Annotated in this window: 29 protein-coding genes and 1 tRNA gene; 23 read left to right on the forward strand and 7 right to left on the reverse strand. The window is 30.4% G+C overall.

Features of this window, described 5'->3' with window-relative positions:
* Positions 1-75: 75 nt before the first annotated feature.
* The 7 genes from HW119_RS07225 to HW119_RS07255 all read left to right on the forward strand — a co-directional run bounded on the left by HW119_RS07225 (position 76) and on the right by HW119_RS07255 (position 3,858).
* Entirely contained in the window at positions 76-525 is a 450-nt protein-coding gene (locus tag HW119_RS07225; RefSeq protein ID WP_177762612.1) for a GatB/YqeY domain-containing protein, read from the forward strand.
* 4 nt (positions 526-529) lie between these two features.
* A tRNA-Arg gene (locus HW119_RS07230) sits at positions 530-605 on the forward strand.
* Positions 606-691: 86 nt separating this feature from the next.
* Complete coding sequence (locus HW119_RS07235) at positions 692-1,288, forward strand: hypothetical protein (protein WP_177762616.1); 597 nt, start codon at positions 692-694, stop codon at positions 1,286-1,288.
* A gap of 84 nt (positions 1,289-1,372) precedes the next feature.
* Positions 1,373-1,780, forward strand: a complete 408-nt coding sequence (locus HW119_RS07240) for a hypothetical protein (RefSeq protein ID WP_177762619.1) — start codon at positions 1,373-1,375, stop codon at positions 1,778-1,780.
* 137 nt (positions 1,781-1,917) lie between these two features.
* Positions 1,918-2,616 carry a hypothetical protein gene (locus tag HW119_RS07245; protein ID WP_177762622.1) on the forward strand — a complete coding sequence of 233 codons (699 nt, stop codon included), beginning with the start codon at positions 1,918-1,920 and terminating at the stop codon, positions 2,614-2,616.
* A 101-nt stretch (positions 2,617-2,717) separates the two neighbouring features.
* Entirely contained in the window at positions 2,718-3,194 is a 477-nt protein-coding gene (locus tag HW119_RS07250; RefSeq protein WP_177762625.1) for a hypothetical protein, read from the forward strand.
* Positions 3,195-3,468: 274 nt separating this feature from the next.
* Positions 3,469-3,858, forward strand: coding sequence for a hypothetical protein (locus tag HW119_RS07255; RefSeq protein WP_177762628.1), 390 nt, complete (start codon positions 3,469-3,471; stop codon positions 3,856-3,858).
* Positions 3,859-3,903: 45 nt separating this feature from the next.
* Here the strand turns inward: HW119_RS07255 and HW119_RS07260 are convergent, their stop codons facing one another.
* Positions 3,904-5,025: a DUF4407 domain-containing protein gene (locus tag HW119_RS07260; protein WP_177762632.1), complete on the reverse strand. Its 1,122-nt coding sequence runs from the start codon at positions 5,023-5,025 to the stop codon at positions 3,904-3,906.
* A 314-nt stretch (positions 5,026-5,339) separates the two neighbouring features.
* Between HW119_RS07260 and HW119_RS07265 the strand changes: the two genes are divergently transcribed.
* The 3 genes from HW119_RS07265 (at position 5,340) to HW119_RS07275 (ending at position 7,366) form a co-directional block, all read left to right on the forward strand.
* The gene (locus HW119_RS07265) at positions 5,340-6,113 is read left to right on the forward strand and encodes a zinc-dependent peptidase (RefSeq protein ID WP_177762635.1); all 774 of its coding nucleotides are present in this window, start codon (positions 5,340-5,342) and stop codon (positions 6,111-6,113) included.
* 61 nt (positions 6,114-6,174) lie between these two features.
* A complete protein-coding gene (locus HW119_RS07270; protein ID WP_177762638.1) occupies positions 6,175-6,600 on the forward strand; it encodes an HPP family protein in 426 nt (141 codons plus the stop codon).
* A gap of 295 nt (positions 6,601-6,895) precedes the next feature.
* Positions 6,896-7,366, forward strand: a complete 471-nt coding sequence (locus HW119_RS07275) for a lipocalin family protein (RefSeq protein WP_177762641.1) — start codon at positions 6,896-6,898, stop codon at positions 7,364-7,366.
* 61 nt (positions 7,367-7,427) lie between these two features.
* On the opposite strand, the gene rpe is transcribed toward HW119_RS07275, so the two are convergent.
* Entirely contained in the window at positions 7,428-8,090 is a 663-nt protein-coding gene (gene rpe / locus HW119_RS07280) for a ribulose-phosphate 3-epimerase (RefSeq protein ID WP_177762644.1), read from the reverse strand.
* 151 nt (positions 8,091-8,241) lie between these two features.
* Between rpe and HW119_RS07285 the strand changes: the two genes are divergently transcribed.
* From HW119_RS07285 to HW119_RS07295, 3 genes are all read left to right on the forward strand, one after another.
* Positions 8,242-8,706 carry a LexA family protein gene (locus HW119_RS07285; protein ID WP_177762647.1) on the forward strand — a complete coding sequence of 155 codons (465 nt, stop codon included), beginning with the start codon at positions 8,242-8,244 and terminating at the stop codon, positions 8,704-8,706.
* 3 nt (positions 8,707-8,709) lie between these two features.
* A complete protein-coding gene (locus HW119_RS07290; RefSeq protein ID WP_177762650.1) occupies positions 8,710-9,972 on the forward strand; it encodes a Y-family DNA polymerase in 1,263 nt (420 codons plus the stop codon).
* A 119-nt stretch (positions 9,973-10,091) separates the two neighbouring features.
* Positions 10,092-11,693, forward strand: a complete 1,602-nt coding sequence (locus HW119_RS07295) for a fumarate hydratase (protein ID WP_317171534.1) — start codon at positions 10,092-10,094, stop codon at positions 11,691-11,693.
* A 79-nt stretch (positions 11,694-11,772) separates the two neighbouring features.
* On the opposite strand, the gene HW119_RS07300 is transcribed toward HW119_RS07295, so the two are convergent.
* Positions 11,773-13,146: a hypothetical protein gene (locus HW119_RS07300; RefSeq protein ID WP_177762656.1), complete on the reverse strand. Its 1,374-nt coding sequence runs from the start codon at positions 13,144-13,146 to the stop codon at positions 11,773-11,775.
* A 161-nt stretch (positions 13,147-13,307) separates the two neighbouring features.
* Between HW119_RS07300 and HW119_RS07305 the strand changes: the two genes are divergently transcribed.
* From HW119_RS07305 to HW119_RS07325, 5 genes are all read left to right on the forward strand, one after another.
* Positions 13,308-14,471 carry a serine hydrolase domain-containing protein gene (locus HW119_RS07305; protein WP_177762658.1) on the forward strand — a complete coding sequence of 388 codons (1,164 nt, stop codon included), beginning with the start codon at positions 13,308-13,310 and terminating at the stop codon, positions 14,469-14,471.
* 4 nt (positions 14,472-14,475) lie between these two features.
* The gene (locus HW119_RS07310; RefSeq protein WP_177762661.1) at positions 14,476-15,189 is read left to right on the forward strand and encodes a 3'-5' exonuclease; all 714 of its coding nucleotides are present in this window, start codon (positions 14,476-14,478) and stop codon (positions 15,187-15,189) included.
* A 384-nt stretch (positions 15,190-15,573) separates the two neighbouring features.
* On the forward strand, positions 15,574-16,035 hold the full coding sequence (locus HW119_RS07315) for an OsmC family protein (RefSeq protein ID WP_177762664.1): 462 nt from the start codon (positions 15,574-15,576) through the stop codon (positions 16,033-16,035).
* Between the two features lie 132 nt (positions 16,036-16,167).
* The gene (locus HW119_RS07320; protein WP_177762667.1) at positions 16,168-17,853 is read left to right on the forward strand and encodes an ABC transporter ATP-binding protein; all 1,686 of its coding nucleotides are present in this window, start codon (positions 16,168-16,170) and stop codon (positions 17,851-17,853) included.
* Positions 17,854-17,891: 38 nt separating this feature from the next.
* Complete coding sequence (locus HW119_RS07325) at positions 17,892-18,308, forward strand: hypothetical protein (RefSeq protein ID WP_177762670.1); 417 nt, start codon at positions 17,892-17,894, stop codon at positions 18,306-18,308.
* 40 nt (positions 18,309-18,348) lie between these two features.
* Here HW119_RS07325 and HW119_RS07330 read toward each other — a convergent pair whose 3' ends face one another.
* Entirely contained in the window at positions 18,349-19,704 is a 1,356-nt protein-coding gene (locus tag HW119_RS07330; RefSeq protein WP_177762673.1) for a saccharopine dehydrogenase family protein, read from the reverse strand.
* Between the two features lie 125 nt (positions 19,705-19,829).
* Here HW119_RS07330 and HW119_RS07335 point away from each other — a divergent pair, with 125 nt between their 5' ends.
* Both HW119_RS07335 and pckA read left to right on the forward strand, forming a co-directional pair.
* A complete protein-coding gene (locus HW119_RS07335) occupies positions 19,830-20,225 on the forward strand; it encodes a DUF423 domain-containing protein (protein WP_410503980.1) in 396 nt (131 codons plus the stop codon).
* A gap of 63 nt (positions 20,226-20,288) precedes the next feature.
* Positions 20,289-21,902 (forward strand): phosphoenolpyruvate carboxykinase (ATP), encoded by a 1,614-nt coding sequence (gene pckA / locus HW119_RS07340; RefSeq protein WP_177762676.1) that lies wholly within the window; start codon positions 20,289-20,291, stop codon positions 21,900-21,902.
* A gap of 96 nt (positions 21,903-21,998) precedes the next feature.
* Here the strand turns inward: pckA and HW119_RS07345 are convergent, their stop codons facing one another.
* Both HW119_RS07345 and HW119_RS07350 read right to left on the reverse strand, forming a co-directional pair.
* On the reverse strand, positions 21,999-22,742 hold the full coding sequence (locus HW119_RS07345; protein WP_177762679.1) for a uroporphyrinogen-III synthase: 744 nt from the start codon (positions 22,740-22,742) through the stop codon (positions 21,999-22,001).
* A 12-nt stretch (positions 22,743-22,754) separates the two neighbouring features.
* A complete protein-coding gene (locus HW119_RS07350; RefSeq protein WP_177766565.1) occupies positions 22,755-23,423 on the reverse strand; it encodes a DUF4271 domain-containing protein in 669 nt (222 codons plus the stop codon).
* A 103-nt stretch (positions 23,424-23,526) separates the two neighbouring features.
* Between HW119_RS07350 and HW119_RS07355 the strand changes: the two genes are divergently transcribed.
* From HW119_RS07355 to HW119_RS07365, 3 genes are read left to right on the forward strand one after another with little or no spacing between them, the layout of a single operon-like run.
* Positions 23,527-24,249, forward strand: coding sequence for a polyprenol monophosphomannose synthase (locus HW119_RS07355; RefSeq protein WP_177762682.1), 723 nt, complete (start codon positions 23,527-23,529; stop codon positions 24,247-24,249).
* Positions 24,250-25,587, forward strand: a complete 1,338-nt coding sequence (locus HW119_RS07360; RefSeq protein ID WP_177762685.1) for a dihydroorotase — start codon at positions 24,250-24,252, stop codon at positions 25,585-25,587.
* 1 nt (position 25,588) lies between these two features.
* The gene (locus HW119_RS07365) at positions 25,589-25,990 is read left to right on the forward strand and encodes a DUF4296 domain-containing protein (RefSeq protein ID WP_177762688.1); all 402 of its coding nucleotides are present in this window, start codon (positions 25,589-25,591) and stop codon (positions 25,988-25,990) included.
* Here HW119_RS07365 and HW119_RS07370 read toward each other — a convergent pair.
* Complete coding sequence (locus HW119_RS07370) at positions 25,971-26,969, reverse strand: NAD-dependent epimerase/dehydratase family protein (protein ID WP_177762691.1); 999 nt, start codon at positions 26,967-26,969, stop codon at positions 25,971-25,973. The two genes, HW119_RS07365 and HW119_RS07370, sit on opposite strands and share 20 nt — an antisense overlap.
* Between the last annotated feature and the right edge of the window lie 13 nt (positions 26,970-26,982).

Here is a 26,982-nt window from a genome sequence, read left to right on the forward strand (position 1 = left end):
ATATTTACTAAACCCAAAATAACATCGCTTATTTTGGGTTTTTTAATACCTTTGTAGAAACTAAAAAAAAGTAAAATGAGTTTACAGACTAAAATAATGGATGCATTGAAAGATGCAATGAAATCAAAAAATCAGGTTGCTTTAGAATCATTAAGAGCTGTAAAATCTGAATTGTTATTAGCTCAAACTTCTGGAACAGGAGCAGAAATGACAGAAGAGGACGAGATTAAAATCTTACAGAAATTAGTAAAACAACGTAAAGATAGTGCTGCGATTTTCACCGAACAAGGACGTGCAGATTTAGCTGAACCAGAATTGGCTCAGGCGGCTGTTATTGAACAGTTTTTACCAGCTCAATTATCTGTAGAAGAAGTTGAAGCAATTGTAGGTCAAATTATCTCAGAAGGTGGTTTTGCAGGTATGGGTGCTATGGGGCAAGTTATGGGATTAGCAAATGCAAAATTAGCAGGTTCTGCAGACGGAAAAACCATTTCTACCGTAGTTAAAAAATTACTTACAGCATAATATTGGCTGCGTAGTTCAATTGGATAGAATATCAGATTCCGGTTCTGACGATGTGGGTTCGAATCCCGTCGCAGTCACCAAAGTCACTCAATTACGAGTGGCTTTTTGTTTTTTAAGATTTGATGTTTTCTTTGTATCTTGTTTTTATAATTTATGTTATATAAAGATGAAAAAAATATCCTTAACTCAATTGGTTAATTATCAATTGACCATACTTTTGGTATTGATGTCTATAGGTTGTTCAATTGGAAAATCTAATAAAGTAGATGACAATATAAATTTAATTTTAATTAAAAATTATTATTCAAAATATAAATCTGATATAAACAAATATCAATATTTTAGTTTACATTCTTATGAATTGGATAGTGTAAATTTAAAAGTGTATAAAATTAGTCCCGAATACAATAAAATAGTTTTGAGCCCTGATGGTGATGGATATTTTCCAAAAGATTATATTCAATATAAAAATAAAATTTTTTTTATTGAAGGTGAAATTACGACTCAGCCTTCTAATAAAGTTTTTGCATTTTTAAAACATAGAAACCTCATAGATTCGACAATGTACAAAGTTTCTCGTGGAATGATTGATTTTAAAGATGTAAATGATACAGACGGTAAGATTTTAAGTATAAATAGCACAAAAGTTGCATCGTATGTAGTTTGTACACTAAATAATAAAATACTTAATCAATGTAGAACTAATAAATCTGAAGTTTCTGCTAAAAATATTCAAAAAGGTATGAAAGAAGTTTGTAATTAATTTGAATATAAGTATACAAAAAATGATTGAGTTTTAATAAAAATAGAAAAAACTTATCAAAAATGTTTGATTTTAGAATATTCAATGAAAAAACAAAATATATCTCTCTCAATTGTCTTTACGGTTGTTTTTATAATCATAAATGTTTATTCAGTTAATAAATATTTTATTTATACCGAAGTTTTAAGCGACGGTAAAAACGTAAGTTATACGTATTTGAATAAAACGATTCATAGCGGAGGAAAAGGTAAATATTATATTATGGAAGTTGAATTCGATAACAGAGTTTATGATGTTTCTTTAACTGAAAAACAACTTTCTGAAATTGATAAAAGGAATTATCCAAAATTATTTCTAACGAAACAGGATGGGTTAATTACAGACTGGAATTTAATTTTAGCTAAAAGAGTTATTGTTGTAACTGCAATTGGATTTTTAATTTCCGTTGTTTCATTTTTTGTTTTGATATCAAGAAGAAAGAAGTTAAAATAAGTTATAATTTTACGATAGCTTCTTTTTTATTAAATGGCACGGATTGCAAATTCGCAACATATGAATTATTATAATACTTATACACCATGAGCTCATTCAAGAATAGATTTTTTTTAATTATATTTATTTCATTTTTTTTGACAAAATGTAAAAAAGAAGATAACTATACTGGAATTCTTAAAATTGATAACCAATATAAATTTAGTCACAAAGAGAGTTTTAAAATAAAAAATGACACATTAAATACAAAAGTAGATTTATTTTATCTTAATAAAAGTGATTCTATTTTTATGATTGAAGAAAAGAAAAATAATGATTATCTACTTAAGGCTTATGGCTGGTCAAATAATATGGGGAAAATTGGACATTGGCATTATGAAAAGTTATTAGATAATAAATTCAAAACAGATAGTGTCGTAAATTATGTAAATAATTGTAATGAGCAATTAATAAATGATTTAAAAATTTTTGACAATGGAACGATTAATAAATCTAAAGGCTATTCCTATGAAATAAAGATGAATAATAATATTAAAATTAAAGACACTTTAAAAATTAATATTGAATTGTTCTATGATACTTTAGCTTTTGAAAAACCATTAAAACCATTTTTTATTTTTAAACCAATTAATAAAAATGACTTTTGTAATGCGTCTAATCTAGTTATTGATAAATTTCTAATTGATAACAATAAAATTGAAATGAATTTTATAATCGATAGAATAGGTAATCATACTTTTTATGGTTTTTATTATTTACCCTATAAGAATCAAATCGGAATAGACAAAATTAGTACTAAACAGATTTTTATTGAGATGAATTTTACTTGTAATTAATGCTTAAATAGCTGGAAATTAAACTGATATCGCGGGTTTAAGGTGCGAATCAGCGCAGTCTGGATAGTATTCATAATAGTAATAATAAATAGATTTAAAAAATGATGAGATATTTTATTTTTTTTATAAGTTTCTTTTTAATAAGCTGCAAAAAAGACATTAAGTCATCTAAACAATTAGATTATAGACTAAAAAGTAACATTGATACTTTTTTTGAATTTCCAGATACAGTTAAGGTTGGGGAAAAAAACATAGCTAACATTTCTTTCTATAACCGAACTTTCGACACTATAATAGAACCTAGAATAAAAGGATACGTACCATTTAGAATTCTTTTGTTTTCTGAGTTTTATCCTGAAAATATTAAAATAAATAAACAAAGAGTATTTAGTGATTCTATATTACTTGATTCTAATAAAATAAAAATATCTTATAAATTCGATGATATTGGAACTTATCGTATTGGTGGATTAGTACGTGATGAATTATTTTACGATTATAGATTTATTAGTAGAGACAGTTTTATGCTTTTCAAAGCGGCTAAAATTATTACAAAACAAGTTGTTGTAATTGAGTAAGACACTCATTCTAATCACTATAACGCGGATTTACAATCCGTCCTTTTTTTAGCTGAGTAATACAAGTTGAAGTATGAAACACACAATATGAAGTGTGAAACACACAAATCGAACGTTGAGGAATACAAATTGAACTGCAAAACACACAATTCGAACGCAGAGTAATACAATATGAAGTGTGAAACACACAGGTTGAATTGCGAAATAACCAAAAGCGCTGATTTGCAATCCGTGCTTTTTTTTATTAATTTTAGAAAAGCTATTATGAAAAAATATGAATGAATTTATAATTAAGGCTAATGATTACTTTAACAACGATGATTTTTCAAGTGCCTTTTCTGTATATAAAAAAGCAATCGAAAATGGAGCTTTTGAGGATAAAGAAGAACTTTCTGAAATATATAATTTACTTGGTTTGATTAGTGTCTTTGATAGAACTGTTGATACTATGGATGAAACGGGACTGTTTTATTTTAAAAAATCTTTAGAAATTAATTCAGAAAATATTTCAGCACTGGTTAATATTATTACTTGCTTTGGCGATCTTCCTGAAGATCATAAAGATGTTGAGATTACTAAGCAAGCGATTGAAAAATTAAAAGTATTGAGTTATGACTTTACGGTTATTGAAATTCAAAAAATAAATAAAATCCTAGCTATCTAATTTTAGGATAACAAAAAAAACCTTGCATTTAGCAAGGCTTTTTTGTTAAGTGATATCAATAGAGTCATCTTTACTTTCAGAATATTCTTTATTTAATTGGTCCATTCGTTTTTTCATTGCCATTTCTGTTCGTTTCTCAGTTAATTGATCAAGCGCATTTTTTTCAATGTCAATATTCGAAGTCGATTCGTAATTGTGAACCGTTCTTTGTTTTGCAGTTTCAATATCGTACGAATCTTTTCCACTCATCAGTTTTACAAAAACAGGTAAACATTCAAAAAAGATAAACAAACAAGCAATAAAAATCACCGCATATTTTGTTGCATCATTGCTTGTGCCATCTGGTTTAACATGTAAATTGCTTAAAGCTGTATTTCGGTCTGCAAATCCCGCAATATTAACCACGCTGTCCAAAGCAGTATCTGTTAAAATTTTAGTTTTTAAAATACCTTCTTGTTCTTTTCGTTCAAATAACTCGGTTTCCTTTTTTTGAATTTGAGAACGTAACGTATCTAAATGAATTTCTTGTTTTTTCAACGATTCTTCTTTCATCTTAGCATACGGACCATATCCCATAACTCCAGAAGTTTCGTTTGTTTTCGTGCCAAAAATTTCGTGATTAAGTTTTTGTCTGTCGTTTTTAATCGTAATCTCTAACGAATCGGCTTCTGTTTTAAATTTATTTAATTGACCATATTCTATTTGATACTTATTTTCGAATGTACTGTTTAATGTATCAATCGTAGCTTGCTGTTTTATTAAATATTCTGCACGAAGATGTTCTCGAATTTCTTTGTCGAAAATTTTTAATTCTAAAGGTCTCGAAACAACAATTCCGATAATAACGGCAAGTATAATACGAGGTAAAGCTTGTAAAAACTGTTTGAAATTACTTTTAGATTTGTCAATACTTAATACGATATATCTATCCATATTAAAAATGGCTAATCCCCAGATCAATCCAAAAAGCATCGCGTATAAAACTGCGTAACTACTTCCACTAAATATAAAATACAGTGCATAACCACCAGCTATTGCAGCAAATAATCCAGTGAAAAAAATAGTAGCACCAATGCTAAAATATTTGCTGTGCTCTTCTGGATATTTCTCAAGTGTTTCTTTTTGCACTCCAGCACACCACCAAAAGAATGTTTTTATGTTGTTCATTTTTTATTGTCATTATTAAAAAGTACGCAAAATTATGTTAGTTCTGTTTTGTATAAAGTTAAAATTCAGTTAAATGCTTAATTTTGTAATAAAAGTTTAAATATAAAAATCCCTAAAGGCTCATTTGAATTTAAAATTTATCTATTAATCATTTGAAATTTCAAGCTTAACCGGTTTTTTTACTGAAGATTTTTGTTGGTTTCTAAAATTTTACATTGGTAATTTAATTGCTTTCAAAAGTATAAGAAAGGTTTTTAATGAAACTGAATTTGTAATTAATTTAATTTATTAGTATCTTGACAAGAAAAATAACTATGTTTTTTACTGGATCTAGACATTTTTATGATCGTTATAACTTGAATACGCCAAAAGGAAATTTTGTCCTAAAAATTACCGAAGAACAGTTAATTTTTCAGTTTGTAAATGATATTCAAAAAGTTTTTCCAGAGTTTACTTCTTTACCACATAAATTCAAGTTAAATTTTGCTAAACGCATTCTGAAATTTTTGAAACAATACGAATTCGTCGAAAAAGAAAAGGTCCATTTAACCAACGGTCATAAAGTTTCGATTGCTGCTAGTTATTCAAAGCTTACTTTAGGATATTCAAATTGTTTGATAAACACGTTTGATAAAATACTTGTTTATCCTACGGCGCAATTTTTTCCACATTTAAACGAAACCCATACCGGACATTTTAATCCAAAAATGAAAGCGATTATGTTAGCTTTAGATGAATATGAACGCGATATTTATTTCAATGCAGATGGTAAAGATATTGCACTTCACGAATTCACACATGCGCTTTGTTTTGAGATGTTACAAACCAATGCGAAACATCCAAACTCAGAAAATTTTCAAAAGTATTATCATAGAATTCAAGTTTGGTTTCAAGAACCGCAAAATCATTTGTTGGTCAAAGAGTCAGATTTTTTACGAGCTTATGCATTTACAAATCGCTTAGAATTAATTTCGGTCTTGATTGAATTATTCTTTGAGAAAGAGAAAGAATTTAGGAGGAATTTTCCTGATTTATATTTTTTTACAGGAAGTATGATAAAACATCCCAAAACAAATTCTAAAATATGACATTCGTCATATTTTTTTTTAAACCTTCAATTTATATTTGAGCCAACAAAACATAATAACAATGAAAGAGCGTATTTTGATTTCAGCTATAATGACATCAAATGTAATTAAACTGAATATAAATGATTCATTGACAAAGGCAGAAAAATTATTTAAAGAAAATAAAATTCGTCACATTCCTGTAGTTTCTGGAAATACGATAGTAGGAATGTTGAGTTATACCGATATGCTGAAAATTGCAATTCCAGATGTTGATGATAACGACGAATGTGTGGTTTCAACAGTTTATAATATGTTTACACTTGAACAAGTGATGACCAAAAATGTAGAAACATTATATTTTTATGATTATGTAAAAACAGCAGCAAAGCTTTTCTCTGAAAGCGAATTTAGAGCATTGTCAATTGTTGATGAAGATAAAAATTTAGTAGGTATTTTATCTACAACCGATTTGATTAAGTATCTACTTTCTCAATTTAACGGTTAATTACGATTTTTTATTTATTCTTTTGGGCGATTGAATAAATAGATATTTTTTCTAGTATTTTGTTGAATTCAACTAAAAAAGTAAATAATTTTTTTAGTGAATTTTTACTGACAAGTATTTATTTTGGGCGATTTAAATACAAATTTGTTAGATTCGAAAGGAGCTTCAATGTTGAAGCTCTTTTTTTTGTTAAAAAATTTAATTAAGTTTAATTTATTGGTCTTTAAAGGTTAAAAAAATATCGCATTGTGTTTATTTTAATATTATATTTGATTAAAATTTAAAAGAAAAAGAAATGAAAAAAATGTTTTTATCTGCGGTAGTTTTGATGATATCTGCTACTGCTTTATTGTCTTGTTCAGACGATGACAATAATTCTGGTGTAACTTCGAATCAATTAAATGGTAAATGGAACAATCTTCGTGAAGAAGCTTTAGATGCAAATGGTAATATTGTTGAAACGTATATTTTTGAAAATGGTTCTTGTCCTTTAGATATTAATGAGTTTAAAGATAATGGAGTGTTTGTTTTTACAGAATATGATTATTCAACAAATGCTTCTGATTGTAACGAAGAAATTTCAAACGGAACTTGGAGTTTAGTTGATAATAATTTTAAGTTAAATCAAGGTGGTGAAGAGTTTAATTTTCAAGTTGTTAAATTAAATGCGACTGAATTTGAAATTCAAAAACCTCTTTCAAGTGAAGATGCTGAAGATTATGAACTAAATGTTGTTACTTTAAGATACGTTTTCAAAAAAATATAATTAAAGTAAAAAACCAATGCTATAAAAAAAGGAGTTTCGATACAGAAACTCCTTTTTTGTTTTATAAGGTTGTGATTTTCTTTAAATCTGCAATTGTTTCAATCGGATTTTCTGCATTGAAAACAAAACTTCCTGCAACTAAAACATCAGCTCCAGCTTCTGCTAATTGTTTAGCGTTTTTACTAGTAACACCCCCGTCAATTTCAATTAAAGTATTGGCATTGTTTCTAACGATAATTTCTTTTAATTGTTTTACTTTTTTGTATGTGTTTTCGATAAACGATTGTCCGCCAAAACCAGGATTAACACTCATAATACAAACCAAATCAATATCGTTGATAACATCTTCTAACAAAGCAACGTTTGTATGCGGATTAATCGCAACACCAGCTTTCATTCCTTCAGCTTTTATCGCTTGTAACGAACGATGTAAATGGTTGCAAGCTTCGTAGTGAACTGTCAAAACGTCAGCGCCTAAATCTTTAAAAGGTTTGATGTATCTGTCCGGATCAACAATCATTAAATGTACATCGATTGTTTTTTTTGCATGTTTAGAAATAGCAGCTAAAACAGGCATTCCAAACGAAATATTCGGAACAAAAACACCATCCATAATATCGATATGAAACCAATCAGCTTCACTGTTGTTGATCATTTCAACATCGCGTTGAAGATTTGCAAAGTCTGCCGCTAAAACAGACGGAGCGATTAAAGTATTTTTCATTTGTTGTGTTGTATATATTTTACAAAGTTACGAATATTTTTAGTCAGATTTTAGCTTTGTTTTTCCTCAAAAAGATATTCACAATTGTTTTTTAACGACATCTTCTGTCATTATTTTAAACTAATTTTGTAGGTTTAATATCACTTTCAACATGAAAATAAATGCGCTTCACATTTCAGAAAATTTAGAAATATTCGGATTAGAAGTTTCCGAAAATAATGAAATTACTTTGGTAAATGCTGGAGTTAAAGCAGGTTTTCCAAGTCCGGCCGGAGATTTTATTTTTGATACCATCGATTTAAATCGCGAATTAATCAAAGATCCAGACACCACTTTTTTAGCTCGTGTTTCTGGAAATTCGATGCAAGATATGCGAATTTATGATGGTGATTTGATTTTGATTGACCGTTCGATTGCACCTGCAAACGGAAAAATTGCAGTTTGCTATATCGATGGAGAATTTACCTTGAAACGTTTAGAAATTATTAAAGAAGGAAACGAAATCAAAAAGATTTTACTTTGTCCCGAAAATCCTGATTTTTCTCCGATTGAAGTCGCTCCTGAAAACGATTTCTTGATTTGGGGAATTTTAACTTACGCCATCACTAAATATTAAATCATGTTTGCGCTTTTAGATTGCAATAATTTTTACGCTTCATGCGAACGTGTTTTTCAACCGCATTTAAACGGAAAGCCCATTTGTGTTTTAAGTAATAATGACGGTTGTGTGATTGCGCGTTCTGAAGAAGCTAAAGTTTGCGGAATTCCGATGGGTGCTGTAGCTTTTGAGTATGAAGACGTTTTTAAACAACATCAAATTCAATTGTTTTCGGCTAATTTTATTTTGTATGGCGATTTAAGTAATCGAATTATGAATATCATTCGTCGTTATTGTAACGATGTAGAAGTTTATTCGATAGATGAAGCGTTTATGGACTTTTCATCTTATCAAAATATCGATTTAAAAAAACATTGTGAAAATTTACGCGCTTTTGTAAAACAAGGAATTGGCATTCCAACTTCAATCGGAATTGCGCCAACCAAAACGTTGTCTAAAATTGCGAACCGAATTGCGAAGAAATTTCCGAATCATACCAATCACGTTTATGTTTTAGATTCGGATGAAAAAATTCAAAAGGCATTGAAATGGATGAAAATTGGTGATGTTTGGGGAATTGGACGTCAGCTAGGGAAACGTTTTTTAGCTAAAGGAATTAAAACAGCTTGGGATTTTTCGCAACTTCCAGAATCTTTAGTTCGTAAAGAAATGGGTGTTGTTGGTGTTCGTATGTTGTATGAATTACGCGGAATTCCTCAATTGGATTTAGAGCTTCCTAAAACGCGAAAAAATATTGGTGTTAGCAGAACGTTTCCAAAAGTTTGCACATCAAAAGATGAATTAGAAGAACGTTTGGTAACCTTTGCGGTTCACGGAAGTGAAAAGCTTCGAAGTCAAAAATCTTGTGCATCTTTATTAACTATTTTTATTCGTACCAATACCAAAAAAGAAGGACAACAACAATATGTAAATCAGTTTACGGTGAGTTTGCCCACACCAACCAATTCGGCAATCGAGTGGAGTAAAGCAGCAAAATTAGCTTTGAGTAAAATTTATTTAGACGGATTTTTATATAAAAAAGCAGGAATCGTAATTGGTGGAATTGTCCCGGAAACCGACCGTCAGATGGATTTGTTTACCGAAGATCAGTACATCAAACATCGTCCGATTATGAAAGTCATGGATGTTTTGAATAAAAAGTATCGCAACAATAAAATCAAATTAGGATCGCAACATTTAGATGAAACTTGGATAATGAAACAATCCTTTTTGTCGAAATTTTACACTACCGATATTAAAGATTTGATTAATGTGAAGGTTTAATTCTAAATTGAATTAAATTCATAACTTTTGTTAAAATTAAATAATTTAGACAAGTTCTAAAGAGTTAATGATTTTTGATTTTGTAAATTTGTAAGACTTACACAAACTAAATTAAAATGATCGATTTTATATATCAGGATTCATTTCCAATACAAAAAGACGATACACAATATCGCAAAATTTCTTCAGATTACGTAAAAATTGAAAAATTAGGTGATCGCGAAATTTTAACAGTTGATCCAAAAGGATTAGAATTGTTAGCAGAAGTTGCCATGACTGATGTTTCTTTTATGTTACGTACTTCGCATTTAGAAAAATTACGTGCGATTATCGATGATCCAGAAGCAACAGATAACGATCGTTTTGTAGCTTACAACTTATTACAAAATGCTGCAGTTGCTGTAAACGGAGAATTACCTTCTTGTCAAGATACCGGAACTGCAATTGTGATGGCTAAAAAAGGTGAGAATGTTTATACTGGCGCAGATGATGCTGAAGCTTTATCGAAAGGTATTTTTAATACGTATGTAAACAAGAATTTACGTTATTCTCAAATCGTTCCGATTTCAATGTTCGAAGAGAAAAACTCAGGTTCAAACTTACCAGCACAGATTGATATCTATTCTAAAAAAGGAAATTCGTACGAGTTTTTATTTTTAGCAAAAGGTGGAGGTTCTGCAAACAAAACGTTTTTATACCAACAAACAAAATCGTTATTAAACGAAAAATCATTAGAAGCTTTCATCAAAGCTAAAATTATGGATTTAGGAACGGCTGCTTGTCCTCCTTATCACTTAGCTTTAGTAATCGGAGGAACTTCTGCAGAAGCTACTTTAGCAACTGTGAAAAAAGCTTCTGCTGGTTATTACGATAATTTACCTACTACAGGAAATATGGCTGGACAAGCTTTCCGTGATTTAGAGTGGGAAGAAAGAGTAAAACAAATTTGCCAAGAATCTGGAGTTGGAGCACAATTCGGAGGAAAATATTTAGTGCACGATGTTCGTGTGATTCGTTTACCTCGTCACGCAGCTTCTTGTCCGGTTGGTTTAGGAGTTTCTTGTTCTGCTGATAGAAACATCAAAGGAAAAATTACTTCTGAAGGAATTTTCGTTGAACAATTAGAAACAAACCCAGCGCGTTTATTGCCAGAAACAGCTCCGCATTTAGAAGCTCCGGTTGAAATCAATTTGGATCAGCCAATGGAAAATATCTTAGCTGAGTTAACGAAATATCCAATCAAAACACGTTTGATGTTAAACGGAACAGTGATTGTGGCACGTGATATTGCTCACGCTAAAATCAAAGAAATGTTAGATAATGGTTTAGGAATGCCAGATTATTTCAAAAACCACCCAGTTTATTACGCAGGACCTGCTAAAACTCCAGACGGAATGCCATCGGGTTCATTCGGACCAACAACTGCAGGACGTATGGATTCTTATGTAGATCAATTCCAAGCAGCTGGCGGATCTATGATTATGTTAGCAAAAGGTAATCGTTCGCAACAAGTTACAGATGCTTGTGCAAAACACGGTGGTTTCTATTTAGGTTCAATTGGTGGACCAGCAGCAATCTTAGCTCAAGATAATATCTTGAAAGTTGAAGTGGTTGATTTTGAAGAATTAGGAATGGAAGCTGTTCGTAAAATTACAGTGAAAAATTTCCCTGCTTTCATCATCACTGACGATAAAGGAAACGATTTCTTTCAAAATTTATAAGTCAGTTTTAAGCTGTTAGTTAAAAGCTTTAAGCTCTATAAGGTGAAAACTTTATAGAGCTTTTTTGTTATGAAAATTTTTATTGATATTCTGAAAAAATTATGTCATTGTTTTTATTTAGTTTAATCAATGGGAAATTTGGATGATAATATAACGTAAAATAATTTTCACTTATTCCTTCCTTAAACTTAAAACTATCAAATTTGTACATATTCAGAAGTTTTTGATTGATTATTTTTTCTCCTTTTTGATTGTAAAAATTTGAATATACACTTCCATTATCATTAACTTCATATATTCCTTTGTAAATTTCTTCTATTTGGGTACCTTTCTTATCAATCTTAAAAATGGTATTCCCCATATAATCCATTACATACGATTCTTTCCGGTTAGAAACAATAATCTGTCCGTAATCATTAAAATAATCGTTATATCTATTAGATTCTAAATGATCTCTTTGTTCGAAAGTCTCTAATATTTTTATGGTTTCAAATTGTTCATTTATAATTTTAACTATGTTTGTTTCCTTACGATACAATGGTTCGCCGTAATAATTAAATTCTTGTTCCTCCAAAATCTTTTCTAAAACGATACAATGTCCTTTGTAGAAATTTGTTAATGGTTTCAATTCACTTTTTATTTTTTTTCCGTTTATATCCATAAAAAGAGCATCTTTTCTGGCTCTTATATTTGTGAAAATTGAACTTTCGATAGGTAATCCATCTAAATTGATAAACTCTTTAGGAACGTTATGTACTTTAGATTTGTAAACAAGGAGGTATTTGTTTTTTGATTTTTTTATTAAGTAGTTTTCTGCATTCCAATATTTCACAATGCTATCTTTTGTTGCAAATAGTTCTTCTCCTGTAAATTTATCAAGTATGACAGTAATGTTTGTCTTCTTCTCTTTACGTTGATTGAAAAGTAAAGTTCGGTTTCTTGAAAAATTAAAAGGACTTTCTCTATCATCAAACCAACCGATTGCATCATATTTAAGATCTGTTAGAAATTTGCCATCGGGTGTAACCATTGCATATTTTTCATTGATTAAAACCCAACCATAATCTCCCGTTCGTCCGTCTTTTATATTACTGAAAGTCAATTCATTTTCAAAAGAATACTTTTCAATTGTTCCAAGTTCTTTCATTAATTCAAAAATGTGGTACGTTTTGCGTTCTGTATTATCGGTTGTGTAACAAGGATTACTTGCGTAAATGATGTGTTTATCAGGTGGTGGAACAATCATAGTTTCTATAAACCCCGACGAATCAGGTATATAAGCGTAAGTGTATTCTTTAGAAACAATTCCTTTATAATCAGTAAAAACGTATCCTTTTTCAGTTTTCTTCAAAGAAAGATAGTCATTTAATTTTATAATATCTCCACTTTTATTGAGTTGTGCGTTGGATAAAAATGAATTTATAATGATAAATAATAGAAAAATATTTTTCAAAATGTGCTGATTTAGTATAGTTTACTAAAATAATCAAATATGTTGTTTTATGATATAAATAAATGTTATTACGTTGAAAATGTTTGATGTTTCTGTAAATGAATTATTTCAGTTAGATGATGAATAAAATTTATTATCTTTAGTATTCAACAAAAATCGTTATGAAAAAATTCTTTAAAATTCTTTTAAAAATCATAAAATGGATTGTCATAATTCTACTTGTAATTATTTCACTTTTATATATTTTTGGGTACGGATATTTAGTTCGTGGCGTTCGAGTTACTTATTTAACTGGTCATAAAACAGCTTTCCTTGATGACTATGAATATTTCGATAATCGAACCATCGAAAAAGGAACGGCGCAACCTTGGCTTGTTTCAAAAGATTACAATAAAGTTCCTGCAACCGAAAAATTAAATCAAACGCATAAAGAGTTAGAAACAACCTCATTTTTAATAATCAAAGGCGATAGTATTTGGCACGAAAGTTATTTTGATATTGGAAGTCAAACGTCAAAAACCAACTCGTTTTCAATGGCAAAAAGTATTGTAACTTCGGCTTTAGGTAAAGCAATCGATTTACAAATGATTCCAAGTTTAGATACCAAAGTTGTTGATTATCTTCCTGAATTGAAAGGAAAATATGCGAACGAACTTACAGTTGGTGATTTAGCAAGTATGGCTTCTGGACACAGTTGGATTGAAGATTATTACGGACCAACTTCGTTAACTTCGCAAGCCTATTTTAAGAAAGATTTACGTGAATTGATGTTGAGTTTGCCAGTTGATAAAAAACCTGGACAAGAATTTATTTATCAAAGTGGTGATACAGAATTGTTGGCAATGGTTTTAGAAAAAGCAACCAAAATGAAATTGTCTGATTTTGTTTCTAATTATTTCTGGAAACCTTTGGGAATGGAGCAAGATGCGCTTTGGCAAATTGACCATGAAGGAGATGGTGTAGAAAAAGCTTATTGCTGTATTGCCAGTAATGCTAGGGATTTCGCTCGTTTTGGAAAGTTATATAAACAAGGCGGAAAGTGGAATGGCGAACAAATTATTTCAGCAGATTTTATTGAAAAATCGATTCATCCGCGTTTCTCAGAAAGTCCACAATATGGTTATGGGTGGTGGCTTTCGAATTATAAAAATAAGCAAATTTATTATATGCGTGGTCATTTAGGTCAATTTGTGATAGTGATTCCAGAAGACGATTTAATCATTGTTCGCTTAGGTCACAAAAAAGGCTTGCAAACCAAAACCGATGCACATAGTAACGATTTGTATGTTTATATCGATGAAGCTTTACAAATGATAAATCAATAATAAGATGTTAGATAAAATTCATTTACAAAATATACTTTTTCTAGATATAGAAACGGTTCCTGAGGTTCATAAATTTTCGGATTTAGATGAAACGAGTCAAACTTTATTTGCCGAAAAAACAGCTTATCAGCGTAAAGAAGATGTTTCTCCAGAAGAGTTTTATCAACGTGCCGGGATTTGGGCAGAATTCGGAAAAATTGTTTGTATTTCCGTCGGATATTTTGTGATTAAAAATGATGTCCGTCAGTTTAGAACAACTTCTTTTTTTGGGGATGAAATTAAAATACTGCAAGATTTTTCCAATCTACTGCAAAACCATTTCGCAAGTCCGCAAATTGTGTTATGCGGACATAACATTAAAGAATTCGATTTGCCTTTTATTGGTCGCCGTATGATTATTCATGGACTTGAAATTCCAAGTAAATTAAATGCAATTGGTAAAAAACCGTGGGAAATTCCACATTTGGATACGATGGAATTATGGAAATTTGGCGATTATAAACACTTCACTTCTTTAAAATTATTGACACATATTTTAGGGATTCCTTCACCGAAAGATGATATAGATGGAAGTCAGGTTGCCGAAATATTTTACGTAGAAAATGATATTGATAGAATAATTATCTATTGTGAAAAAGATGTGGTTGCTGTTGCTCAAGTGTTGTTAAAGCTTAAAAGACAGCCTATTTTAACAGAAAATGAATTGTTTTCTGTTTAAGTTCAAGTGTTAATAAAAAGTTAAAATTTAGATTTTTTATCTAATTTAAAAAATAGTTGCAGAGATTTGCAACATCAAATAAAAAAGAAAAAATGAATTTTATTAAGCATCATACAATGAAAAATATGTGGGTTTTTACCGACAGAGGTTTTGTATGCGCTAAATAAATTTATCAAAATATAGCTAATTAAGAATCCTCTGCACATGTAGAGGATTTTTTTTTTGAATTAAAAATAATATGATGACGATTAATAAAAATTTTAAGATGATGTGCCATTATTCGAAGTTTCGAATGTAATGTTCAAATGTGATGTGATTTAATATGTTAAGTGTTTAATACAATCCTTTTGAGCTTTTTCAAAAGGATTTTTTTTATAGAATAAAATGAGTTTACAAAATATATCAGTTTTAGGTTTTTCAAGCAACGACGCACAATTTGTCGTGAAATCTAAAGAATTAAGTATCAAAATTAATAATCAAATTGTAAGTGATGAATCAGCCGATGGTAATGGTCCGTTGGAGTTTTTACTTGCCGGAATTGCCGGTGCAATTAACGCGGTTGGGAAAATTATTGCTCGCGAACAAAATTTCGATTTGCAATCTATTCAGGTTGAAATAACTGGAGTTATTGAATCTAAAAAATCTGACGGTATTAAAACGCGTTCTCGTGCAGGATTCAAATCCATTGATGTGATTATTAAACCATCTACAAATGCTTCGTTAACCGAGATTAAATATTGGATGGATGAAGTAAAAGCACGTTGTCCAATCTATGATAATTTAACCAATGCAACTCCGGTTGTGATGACGGTTGTTAAAGATTACAACGTTTCAAAAGTTGCATAATGTTGTGTTTTTGTACATAAAAAGTGTTTAGTTTGTTTTTTTAAAGCTGCCTTTAAGATTAGTCACCTTAAGGGCAGTTTTTTTATGAATTCTAATAAATTAAAACTAATTTAGTTTTGTAATTTTTTTCAGATGAATAAACTAATTGAGGTTAAAAATATAGTCATTTCTTTTCTTCGTGAAAACGAATGGAATTCGGTAATTAAAGGAAGTTCGTTCGATGTTTATGAAAATGAAATTGTAGGAATTGTCGGTGAATCTGGTTCTGGAAAATCGGTTACTTCTTTGGCTTTAATGGGATTGTTACCTAAAGATGTTTCTCAGATTTCAGAAGGAGAAATTATTTTTAACAATCAAAATATTACGCATTTTTCTTCGAATGATTTTCGAAAAATTCGCGGAAATGAAATGGCAATGATTTTTCAAGAACCGATGAGTTCTTTAAATCCATCGATGAAATGTGGTCAACAAGTAGTTGAAATGTTTGAAGAACACACAAATCTTACAGAAAAAGAAATCAAAGCCGAGGTTTTAGCTTTATTTGAAAAAGTGAAATTACCTAATCCAGAAGAAATTTATAATAAATATCCACATCAAATTTCGGGCGGACAAAAACAACGCGTGATGATTGCGATGGCTTTGGCTTGCAAACCGAAATTATTGATTGCTGATGAACCTACAACTGCACTTGATGTTACCGTTCAGAAAGAAATCATTCATTTACTTAAAGAAATTCAAGCCGAAACTAAGATGAGCATCATTTTTATTTCACACGATTTGTCGTTGATTTCAGAAATTGCACATCGTGTGTTGGTTATGTATAAAGGTGAAATTGTGGAACAAGGTTTGAGTTCAGATATTTTTCATCATCCAAATCATATTTATACGCAAGCTTTAATTGCTTCTCGTCCTTCGATGGATGTTCGTGTAAAAAAATTAGCTACGATTCAAGATTTTTTAAGTGATTCGGTTCAAACCGAAATTTATACAACCGAAGAAAGAGAAAATCATTTAAAAGAATTGTATGCGCAACCACCTTTATTAGAAGTTAAAAACCTAGAAAAAGAATATTTTTCTAATGTTGGATTATTCGGAAATAAAAAAGGTTTTAAAGCTGTTAACGATGTGAGTTTTAAAATCTATGAAGGCGAAACTTTAGGTTTGGTTGGTGAAAGTGGTTGTGGAAAATCAACCTTAGGAAATGCTATTTTGCAATTGGATAAGCCAACTGCAGGTGCTGTTTTTTATAAAGGTGTTGACATTACTAAATTAACATCAAAAGAAATTAAGACGCTGCGTAAAGAAATTCAGATTATTTTTCAAGACCCGTTTGCTTCATTAAATCCACGAATTACGGTCGGAAAAGCAATTATGGAACCGATGCAAGTTCATAAATTATTTAAGAACGATAATGAACGTAAACAAAAAACTGTTGAGATTTTAGAACGAGTTGGTTTAGACGAATCGTATTTTGACCGTTATCCACACGAATTTTCTGGTGGACAACGTCAACGAATCGGAATAGCACGAACAGTTGCGCTTCAACCTAAATTAATTGTTTGTGACGAATCGGTTTCTGCTTTAGATATTTCAGTTCAAGCTCAGGTTTTGAATTTATTGAATGAGTTAAAAGAAAATTTCGGATTTACTTATATTTTTATTTCACACGATTTGGCGGTTGTAAAATATATGTCAGACCAAATTATAGTGATGAATAAAGGGAAAATTGAAGAGATGGCTGATGCTGACGTTATTTATTCGAAACCTCAAAAAGAATACACCAAAAAACTAATTGATGCGATTCCGAAAGGAATTTAATTTTTTTGTATATTTATTTATATGTAAATTAATAAGTTATGAAAAAAAGTATTTTGTTTTTATGTTTAATTGGGACTATTGTTAGTTGTTCTAATGATGACGAAACGTTAGAAAATGATGATTTTGTAGGGAGCTGGAAGCTCAAAAAAATTGAAACGTTTTGGAATGAAAATTATGATTTAAATTCAAATGAAGAAGTTATTTATCATTTTAGCTCAGATATGAGTTTAACAATTGAGAGTAATGTTGAATTTGATGTTCCTATTGGAAATTTAACTGAATCTCAAACAATACCTTATTCTATTTATTATGAAGAAGTTTTGTATGAAAATACAGTGGTTAAATTGGGAAGTAATTCAAATCCTTTAGGAGTTTTTTATTTCCATAAAAATGGAAATAGTTTATTACTAAGCGAATACGATGGACGCTTTCTGACCTTTGAAAAAGTTCAATAAAAAAAACTCCCAATTCTAACTGAATCGGGAGTTTTTGATATTACATGATTTCGCCTTCATATGGAACTTCAATCTCGTTGAAAATAATTCCGTAGCGTTCTAGTTCTTCTAAAATAGGATGGTAAACTTCTTTCTCAATGGGCATAATTACACCTTTTGTAGAAATTTTATTGTTTAAAATCAATAACGTTGCTATTGCAACTGGTAAACCAACTGTTTTTGCCATTGCAGTTTGTACTTGGTTTTCGCCAATGCAAACCATCGTTGCGTCGATTTGTTTAGTTGTGCCATTTATTTCGTATCCGAATTTATGATACATCACAATCATATCTTTGTCATCCGGATCTAACGTCCATTTGTCGGCTAATATTTTTTCTAAAATTTGAGCAGGAGTTGCATTAACCAATCCTATTTTATTGGTATCGTTAAATAAATCTAACTCAATTAAACGATCCCAAATTACATCATCTTGTGGAATACTTAAAGTTAATCGGAATTTAACTTCAACAGAATCCGTTGGATGATAATATAAGAATGAGTTAATAAATTCACGATTGGTCATGTTTTCAGAACCTTCTATTTGATACGAATCATCGGTCAGTCCCAATTGAACAAATAAATTCCAAGCTCTAGAATATCCAACTCTACGAATCGTTCCTCTATATATAGTGTGTGCTTTTTCTAAACCATATACTTTTCTGTAACTTAACGAATCTCTATTTGCGTAAGCTTCAAAACGTCCGTAACCTTCAATGTCTAAAAATTCGGTTCTGCGGAAAATTCGTTGATATGGAATGTATTTATAGGTGCCTTGTTGTAAGAATTTTGCTGCACCACCTTGACCTGCTAAAACTACGTTTCTCGGATTCCAAGTGAATTTGTAATTCCATAAATTGTTGTCAGATTCAGGAGCTACTAATCCACCACAGAATGATTCGAAATGAATTGGATTTCCACCTTCTTCACGAATTTGGTCTAAAACTTTCATGGCGCTCATGTGGTCGATTCCTGGATCTAAACCGCATTCGTTCATGAAAATTAATCCAGCATTTTTAACTTGCTCGTCCAATTCACGCATTTCATTACTGATATATGAAGCAGTAACTAGATTTTTTTTGAAAGAGATACAATCTTTAGCAACTTCAATATGCATAAATGCAGGTAACATGGAAATTACGATGTTTGCTTTTTCAATAGCATTTCGTCTTTCGATTTCGTTACTAATATCAAGAGAAATGGCTGAAGCATTTGGGTGATTGAAAGTGCTTTTTTTAGCTAGTTCAATGTTTAAGTCGGCGACAGTTAATTTTAAATTTTCTGTTTCGGAATGGTCAAGTAGATATTTAATTAATGCAGTGGCCGAACGACCAGCACCAATAATTAAGATATTTTTCATTATGAATTTATAGTTTGTTTAGTTTTGGGTTGCTAAAATAGGAATTTTATATTTAAGGATGTGGTTTTTTGCGTTATTTTTAATGATTAGAAAATGATAAAAACTTATATTTACATAAAAAAACAATGATGAGTATAAAGCTTATTAGGACTGCAATTATTTTTGGACTTATTTCAATTATTTTGGGCGCATTTGGAGCTCATGCTTTAAAAGCTATTTTAACAGAACAACAACTAACTTCTTTTGAAACAGGTGTGAGATATCAAATGTATCAAGCTTTGTTTTTGTTGTTTGTAGCAAGTAGTAATTTATTGACTGATAAAGCTAAAAAAATAGCAACTATCATTTTAACATTTGGAGTTGTGTTTTTTTCTGGTTCAATTTACTTGTTAGCTACACAAGATTTATCAGGGATTAATTTTAAATTTTTAGGTCCGATAACTCCGATTGGAGGACTTTTAATCATGGTTAGTTGGGCTTTTGTTGCTTTTAATGTAAGGAAACAAAAAAATAATAATTAATATAAATTTATTTAAATAAATTCATAAGTTTGTAGCAAAATAACACAACACATAATTATAGATATGAATGTTTTAAATACATTATCTTTAGATAAATACGGAATTACTGATGTAGAAGAAATTTTCTACAATCCTTCTTATGACGAATTATTTGAAGCAGAAACAGCGGATGGTTTAGCGGGATATGAAAAAGGACAAGTTTCTGAATTAGGAGCAGTAAATGTTATGACAGGTGTTTTTACAGGTCGTTCACCTAAAGATAAATACATTGTTAAAGATGCTGTTACAGAAGATACTGTTTGGTGGACTTCTGATAAAGCGATTAACGATAATAAACCGATTTCTCAAAATACATGGGAAGCATTAAAAGAAAATGCTACTAAAGAATTGTCAGGAAAAAAACTTTATGTAATTGATGCTTTTTGTGGAGCAAATGAAGATACGCGTTTAAAAGTTAGATTTATTATGGAAGTTGCATGGCAAGCACATTTTGTAAAAAATATGTTTATCCGTCCAACTGAAGCAGAATTAGCAAACTTTGGTGAACCTGATTTCGTTGTAATTAACGCTTCGAAAACATCATTCAAAGATTATGCAGCTCATGGATTAAATTCTGAAGTTTATGTTGCATTCAACTTAACGGAAAAAATGCAATTAATAGGCGGTACTTGGTACGGCGGAGAAATGAAAAAAGGGCTGTTCTCTATGATGAACTATTATTTACCTTTAAAAGGAATGGCTTCAATGCACTGTTCTGCAAATAAAGGTAAAGATGGAGATGTAGCTGTTTTCTTCGGATTATCAGGAACAGGAAAGACAACTTTATCGACAGATCCTAAACGTGAATTAATCGGTGATGATGAACACGGATGGGATAACGATGGTGTTTTTAACTTTGAAGGTGGTTGTTATGCAAAAACAATTGATTTGTGTAGTGAAAATGAACCAGATATTTTTGGAGCTATCAAAAGAAACGCTTTGTTAGAAAATGTTACTTTAGATGAGAATGGAAAAATTGATTTTAAAGATGGTTCTGTAACGCAAAATACGCGTGTTTCTTATCCAATCGAACATATTGAAAATATTGTTAAGCCAGTTTCTAAAGCTGGTCATGCTACAAAAGTTATCTTCTTAACAGCTGATGCTTTTGGTGTAATGCCTCCAGTTTCAATATTAACACCAGAACAAACTAAATATTATTTCCTTTCTGGATTTACTGCAAAATTAGCAGGAACTGAAAGAGGAGTGACTCAACCAGAGCCTACTTTTTCAGCTTGTTTCGGAAAAGCTTTCTTGTCGCTTCATCCAACACAATATGGTGAAGAATTAGTTAAGAAAATGGAAGAACATAAAGCTACGGCTTACATGGTAAATACAGGATGGAATGGTACAGGAAAACGTATTTCTATTAAAGATACGCGTGCTATTATTGATCGTATTTTAGATGGTTCTATGGAGAAAGCAGAGGCTACTATTGTGCCTATTTTTAATCTAGCAGTTCCAACAGATTTAGAAGGTGTTCATACAGAAATTCTTGATCCTAGAAATACTTATGCAGAAGCTGCTGAGTGGGAAGTTAAAGCAACAGATTTAGCTGAACGTTTTATTAAGAATTTTGTTCAATACACAGATAACGAAGAAGGTAAAGCTTTGGTAGAAGCTGGTCCTAAATTATAATTTAAAAAGCCAATTAATTTTTTAATTGGCTTTTTACTTGTTGTTATTATTCAAAAAAAATCGCTCTTAAAATATAAACTTTTAAGAGCGATTTTTTTATTTGTTTACTTTGGCTAAATATTTTTCTAGAGCCATTGTCATAGAGGGTGATTCTGCACTTGGAGCCATGATATCAACTCTAAGATTGTGGTCTAAAGCTTCTTTTTGAGTTGTACTTCCAAAAACAGCTATTCGTGTTTCGTTTTGTTCAAAATCAGGAAAATTCATAAAAAGAGAGTTTATACCTGTAGGGCTAAAAAAAGCTAAAACGTCATATTTAACATCTCTTAAATCAGATAAATCGCTCATGGCAGTTCTGAAAAACACACCTTGTTTCCAATCAACATTAAGTTCGTTTAATGTTAATGGAACGTCATCGTTTAATTTGTCAGAAGCAGGTAACAAAAATTTATCATCTTTGAATTTTTTTATCAAAGGAGATAAATCTTTAAAATCTTTCATTCCAACATAAATTTTGCGTTTTCTGTAAACAACATATTTCTGTAAATAATATGCAATTGCTTCTGATTGGCAAAAATATTTAAGAGTTTCTGGAACTTTATAACGCATTTCTTCTGCAACTCTAAAAAAATGATCGACAGAATTTTTACTCGTTAAAATAATTGAAGTGTAATTATTTAAGTCAATTTTCTGTTGACGAACTTCTTTTGCTGTAGCACCTTCAACGTGAATGAATGGTCTAAAGTCGATTTTAACTTTATACTTTTGTTGTATTTCAAAGTATGGTGAGTTTTCTACTTTAGGCTCTGGTTGGGAAACCAAAATTGTTTTCACTTTCATGATAAAAATTCTTTAAAACTTTGAAGTAGTCAGTAATTTATAGATTAATAAATACGGAGCTATTTCTAAAGTGCAAAGATACAAAATAAAATACAATATATGTTTTTGTATTAATTTTTGATGATTCTTTAAAATAACACTGTACATTATTAGGTTTGTTAGTAAAATGATAGATAAAATGAAATATATGATGATTATTTCTTGTGTTTTTGTGTAGAAAAGAAACATTAATACAGGTAGGATCAATAAGCCTAGATAAGTTCTGTAGTTGACTTTTATTAAATTGTACTGTTCTGTAAAATCTTCAATGTTAAAAAAGTTTGCTATGATTTTTTCTATTAAATATTTTCCAAGTATAAAGAATGTTAAAAAATTGAATACTTTTAAAAAGTCAATTAGCGAATTTATATTGCTAAAATCTAAATAACTCATTGCGATATGAATGAAAAAAGAGTAAGAAATCAACTGAATAAAAAACATTGATATCGTAAACCAACTCTTTAAATTACTCGAATCTTTGTATATTTTTAAATATTTATCAGAATAAATCAAGCGTATATAATCATGAAAACGAACTGCAAATACATTTCTGTTTACAGTTAATAATGCAAAAGTTAGAATAAAAAGTAAGGTTGCCCAATCTCCCGAGCTCGTTAACCTTGGTATAAAATCTATATTCATAATTCGAGGTAAAGTTAATAATTTATTAGACAAGTTTTTATTACATTGATATTAAGATTTAGTTGTAATAAAAGTTTATTTTTGCATGTAAATAAATAATTAAATGAGTAGAAATATTGTTGTAATTCCAACTTATAATGAAATTGAAAACATTTCGGACATCTTATTGGCGGTCTTGAGTTTGCCAGTTTCGTTTGATATTCTAGTGGTTGACGATAATTCTCCTGATGGTACGGCAGAACAGGTTTTGAAGTTTGCTACGATATACCCAAACCGAATTTTTCTTGAAAAACGATTAAAAAAAGATGGCTTAGGAACAGCTTATGTTCATGGATTTTATTGGGCAATCGTGAAAAAATATGATTATGTATTTGAAATGGACGCTGATTTTTCTCACAATCCAACAGATTTATTACGTTTATTAGAAGCTTGTCAAAATGGAGCAGATGTTTCAATTGGCTCAAGATATGTAACCGGTGTAAATGTGGTGAACTGGCCTTTGAATCGTGTTTTGATGTCTTATTTCGCGTCGGTTTATGTACGATTTATCACAGGAATGACCATTCAAGATACAACTGCCGGTTTTGTTTGTTACAAACGAAATGTTTTAGAACAAATCGATTTAAAGAAAATTAAATTTGTAGGTTACGCTTTTCAAATAGAAATGAAATATCGTGCCTATTGCAAACAATTTAAAATCGAAGAAGTACCCATTGTTTTTACAGATCGTACAAAAGGAGCTTCAAAAATGTCGAGTGGTATTTTTAAAGAAGCAGTTTTTGGCGTGTTACAACTAAGAATAAAAAAACTACTAAACAAAATATAAATGAGTTCAATTCTAATAAAAAACGGAACAATCGTTAATGAAGGTTCGGTTTTTACAAGTGATCTTTTGATACAAAACGAACGTATTATAAAGATTGCCGAAAATATCGAGATTTTAGATGGATTTGAAGTTTTTGATGCAACTGATAAAGTAATACTTCCGGGAGTGATTGACGATCAAGTGCATTTCAGAGAACCTGGTTTAACACATAAAGGAAATATAAACTCTGAATCTAAAGCTGCAATTGCTGGTGGAACGACTTCGTTTATTGAACAGCCAAATACAGTTCCGAATGCAGTAACACAAGAAATTCTTGAAGAAAAATATCAAATAGCAAGTGAAACATCTTATGCGAATTTTTCGTTTATGATGGGCGGAACGAACGATAATTTAGATGAAGTTTTAAAAACAAATCCGCGAAATGTAGCAGGGATTAAATTATTTTTAGGTTCTTCAACAGGAAATATGTTGGTGGATAATCAAGACGTTTTAGAAAAGATTTTTTCGTCGACAAAAATGTTAATTGCAGTTCACTGTGAGGATGAGCAAACCATTCGCGAAAATCTGGCAAAAGCTAAAGAAACATTCGGTGATGATATTCCTGTTTCTCAGCATCCTGTTATTCGTAGTGCTGAAGCTTGTTATAAATCATCGTCAAAAGCAATTGAGCTAGCAAAGAAAACGGGTGCGCGTTTGCATGTTTTTCATTTGAGTACCGGAATTGAAACCGATTTGTTTAGAAATGATATTCCGCTAGAAGAAAAAATGATTACTGCAGAAGTTTGTGTACATCATTTGACTTTTTCGGATGAAGATTATAAAACGAAAGGAAACTTTATCAAATGGAATCCAGCAGTGAAGTCGGCTACAGATCGAGAAAAAATTTGGGAAGCATTATTGGATGATCGTATTGATGTTATTGCAACAGATCATGCGCCGCATACGATAGAAGAAAAATCTAAAAAATATTCCGAAGCTCCTTCTGGCGGTCCTTTAGTTCAGCATAGTTTGGTTGCTATGTTAGAATTTGTAAAAGAAGGTAAAATCTCTATCGAAAAGGTAGTTGAGAAAATGGCTCATAATCCTGCGAAACTTTTTAAAATCGAAGATCGCGGTTTTATAAAAGAAGGTTATTTTGCTGATTTGGCTATTGTAGATTTAAATGATCCATGGGAAGTTACTAAAGAAAATGTTGTCGCTAAATGCGGTTGGTCACCGTTTGAAGGTAAAATATTTTCGGCTAAAGTTGATTCTACGATTGTAAATGGAAATTTTGCAATGAAAAATGGCGTGATTTCTGATGGAAAATTCGGAAAACGTTTATTATTTAATAGATAAAATGAAAAAAATAACTCTATTTCTCTTATTACTTTCCATTCTTGGATGTAGTAAAACACTCGAAAAGCCAGCAAAGTTTTTAGATAAAAACGAAATGACTGATTTGATGTTTGAATTGTCTTTAGTTACGGCATCGAGATCAAACTATTCTAAAGATTCGGTTTTTAAAGAAGTATTGCCACAAAATATACTTAGTAAATATAATTTGGATAGTTTATCATTTATTGAGTTGAACAACTATTATATTCAGCAACCAGAAATTTATTTAGAAATTTACGATTCAATAAATAATAGGTTGCAGAAGAGAATTAAATATTTTGAAACTTTACCAGATGATCCAAGAGATACAATCGGTAGCTCACAAGTTGTACGAATAAGAGATTTTAAATCTGTTTTAAAATAATATCTTTTAAGAATTTATCAGATGTTTCAAATTCAAAGTTAAGTGTCTTTTTTATAAGATCATTTTTATATAAATCTTTTGTAAAAGAAGCTGTAGCAAGATCTCTTGAAAGGCTTCTTTTTTTGTTTGGAATAATTGCTGTTAAAAGCCAATCCATTCGCCAAGCAATTGCCAGCATCCATTTTTTTGCTTCTAAAAAATTAGTTTTTTTATTTAAAAGGTTACAAATTTTTTCAAATAAATCTTTGTAAGAAATGTTTTCAGAAACTAGAATAAAACGTTGGTTGAAAATGTTGTTATCCATTAAACCAATCATGCAACTAACCACATCATTTGCAGAAACAACACCCGTTTTGCCATCAGTATAAAACGGAAATCCACTTTTCATTTTTGTAATGATTTCACCTGAACCTTGGTCTGGGAATCCGATGCCAAAAATCACACCCGGATTCACAATGACCACATTTAAACCTTCTTGTGCGGCACGCCAAACTTCAGTTTCTCCGCCAAATTTAGAAATGGCATAATCGCTATGTATTCCATTCGGATTCCAATTACTTGTTTCGTCTATTAAATTCGTACCAATAATAGTTTCGTCTAAAGTTGCGATTGAACTGATGTGACAAAATTTTTCAACATCAAAAGCCAACGAAAGATTTACCATGTTTGCGGTGCCTTCGATGTTCACTTTCTGCATCTTTTCGTTTTCAGAACCTGTAAAAGTAACCATCGCTGCACAATGATAAACTTCTGTGATGTCGATAAAAGCTTCTTCGAGTTCTGGTACGTCATTCAAATCAGCTTTAAACCATTCGATTTTTGAAAACAAATTTTCTTTATTCATTATTTCGAATAAGTTCTTTGTTTTAGAAATGTTTTTTTCGTTTCTAAAAATCGCTCTTACTTTTCGATTATCGTCTGTTAACCGCAATAATAAATGAGCACCAACTAAACCGGTTCCGCCTGTAACTAATATCATAATGCAAATTTAG

It is taken from the genome of Flavobacterium sp. I3-2 (assembly GCF_013389595.1).
GTDB lineage: Bacteria > Bacteroidota > Bacteroidia > Flavobacteriales > Flavobacteriaceae > Flavobacterium.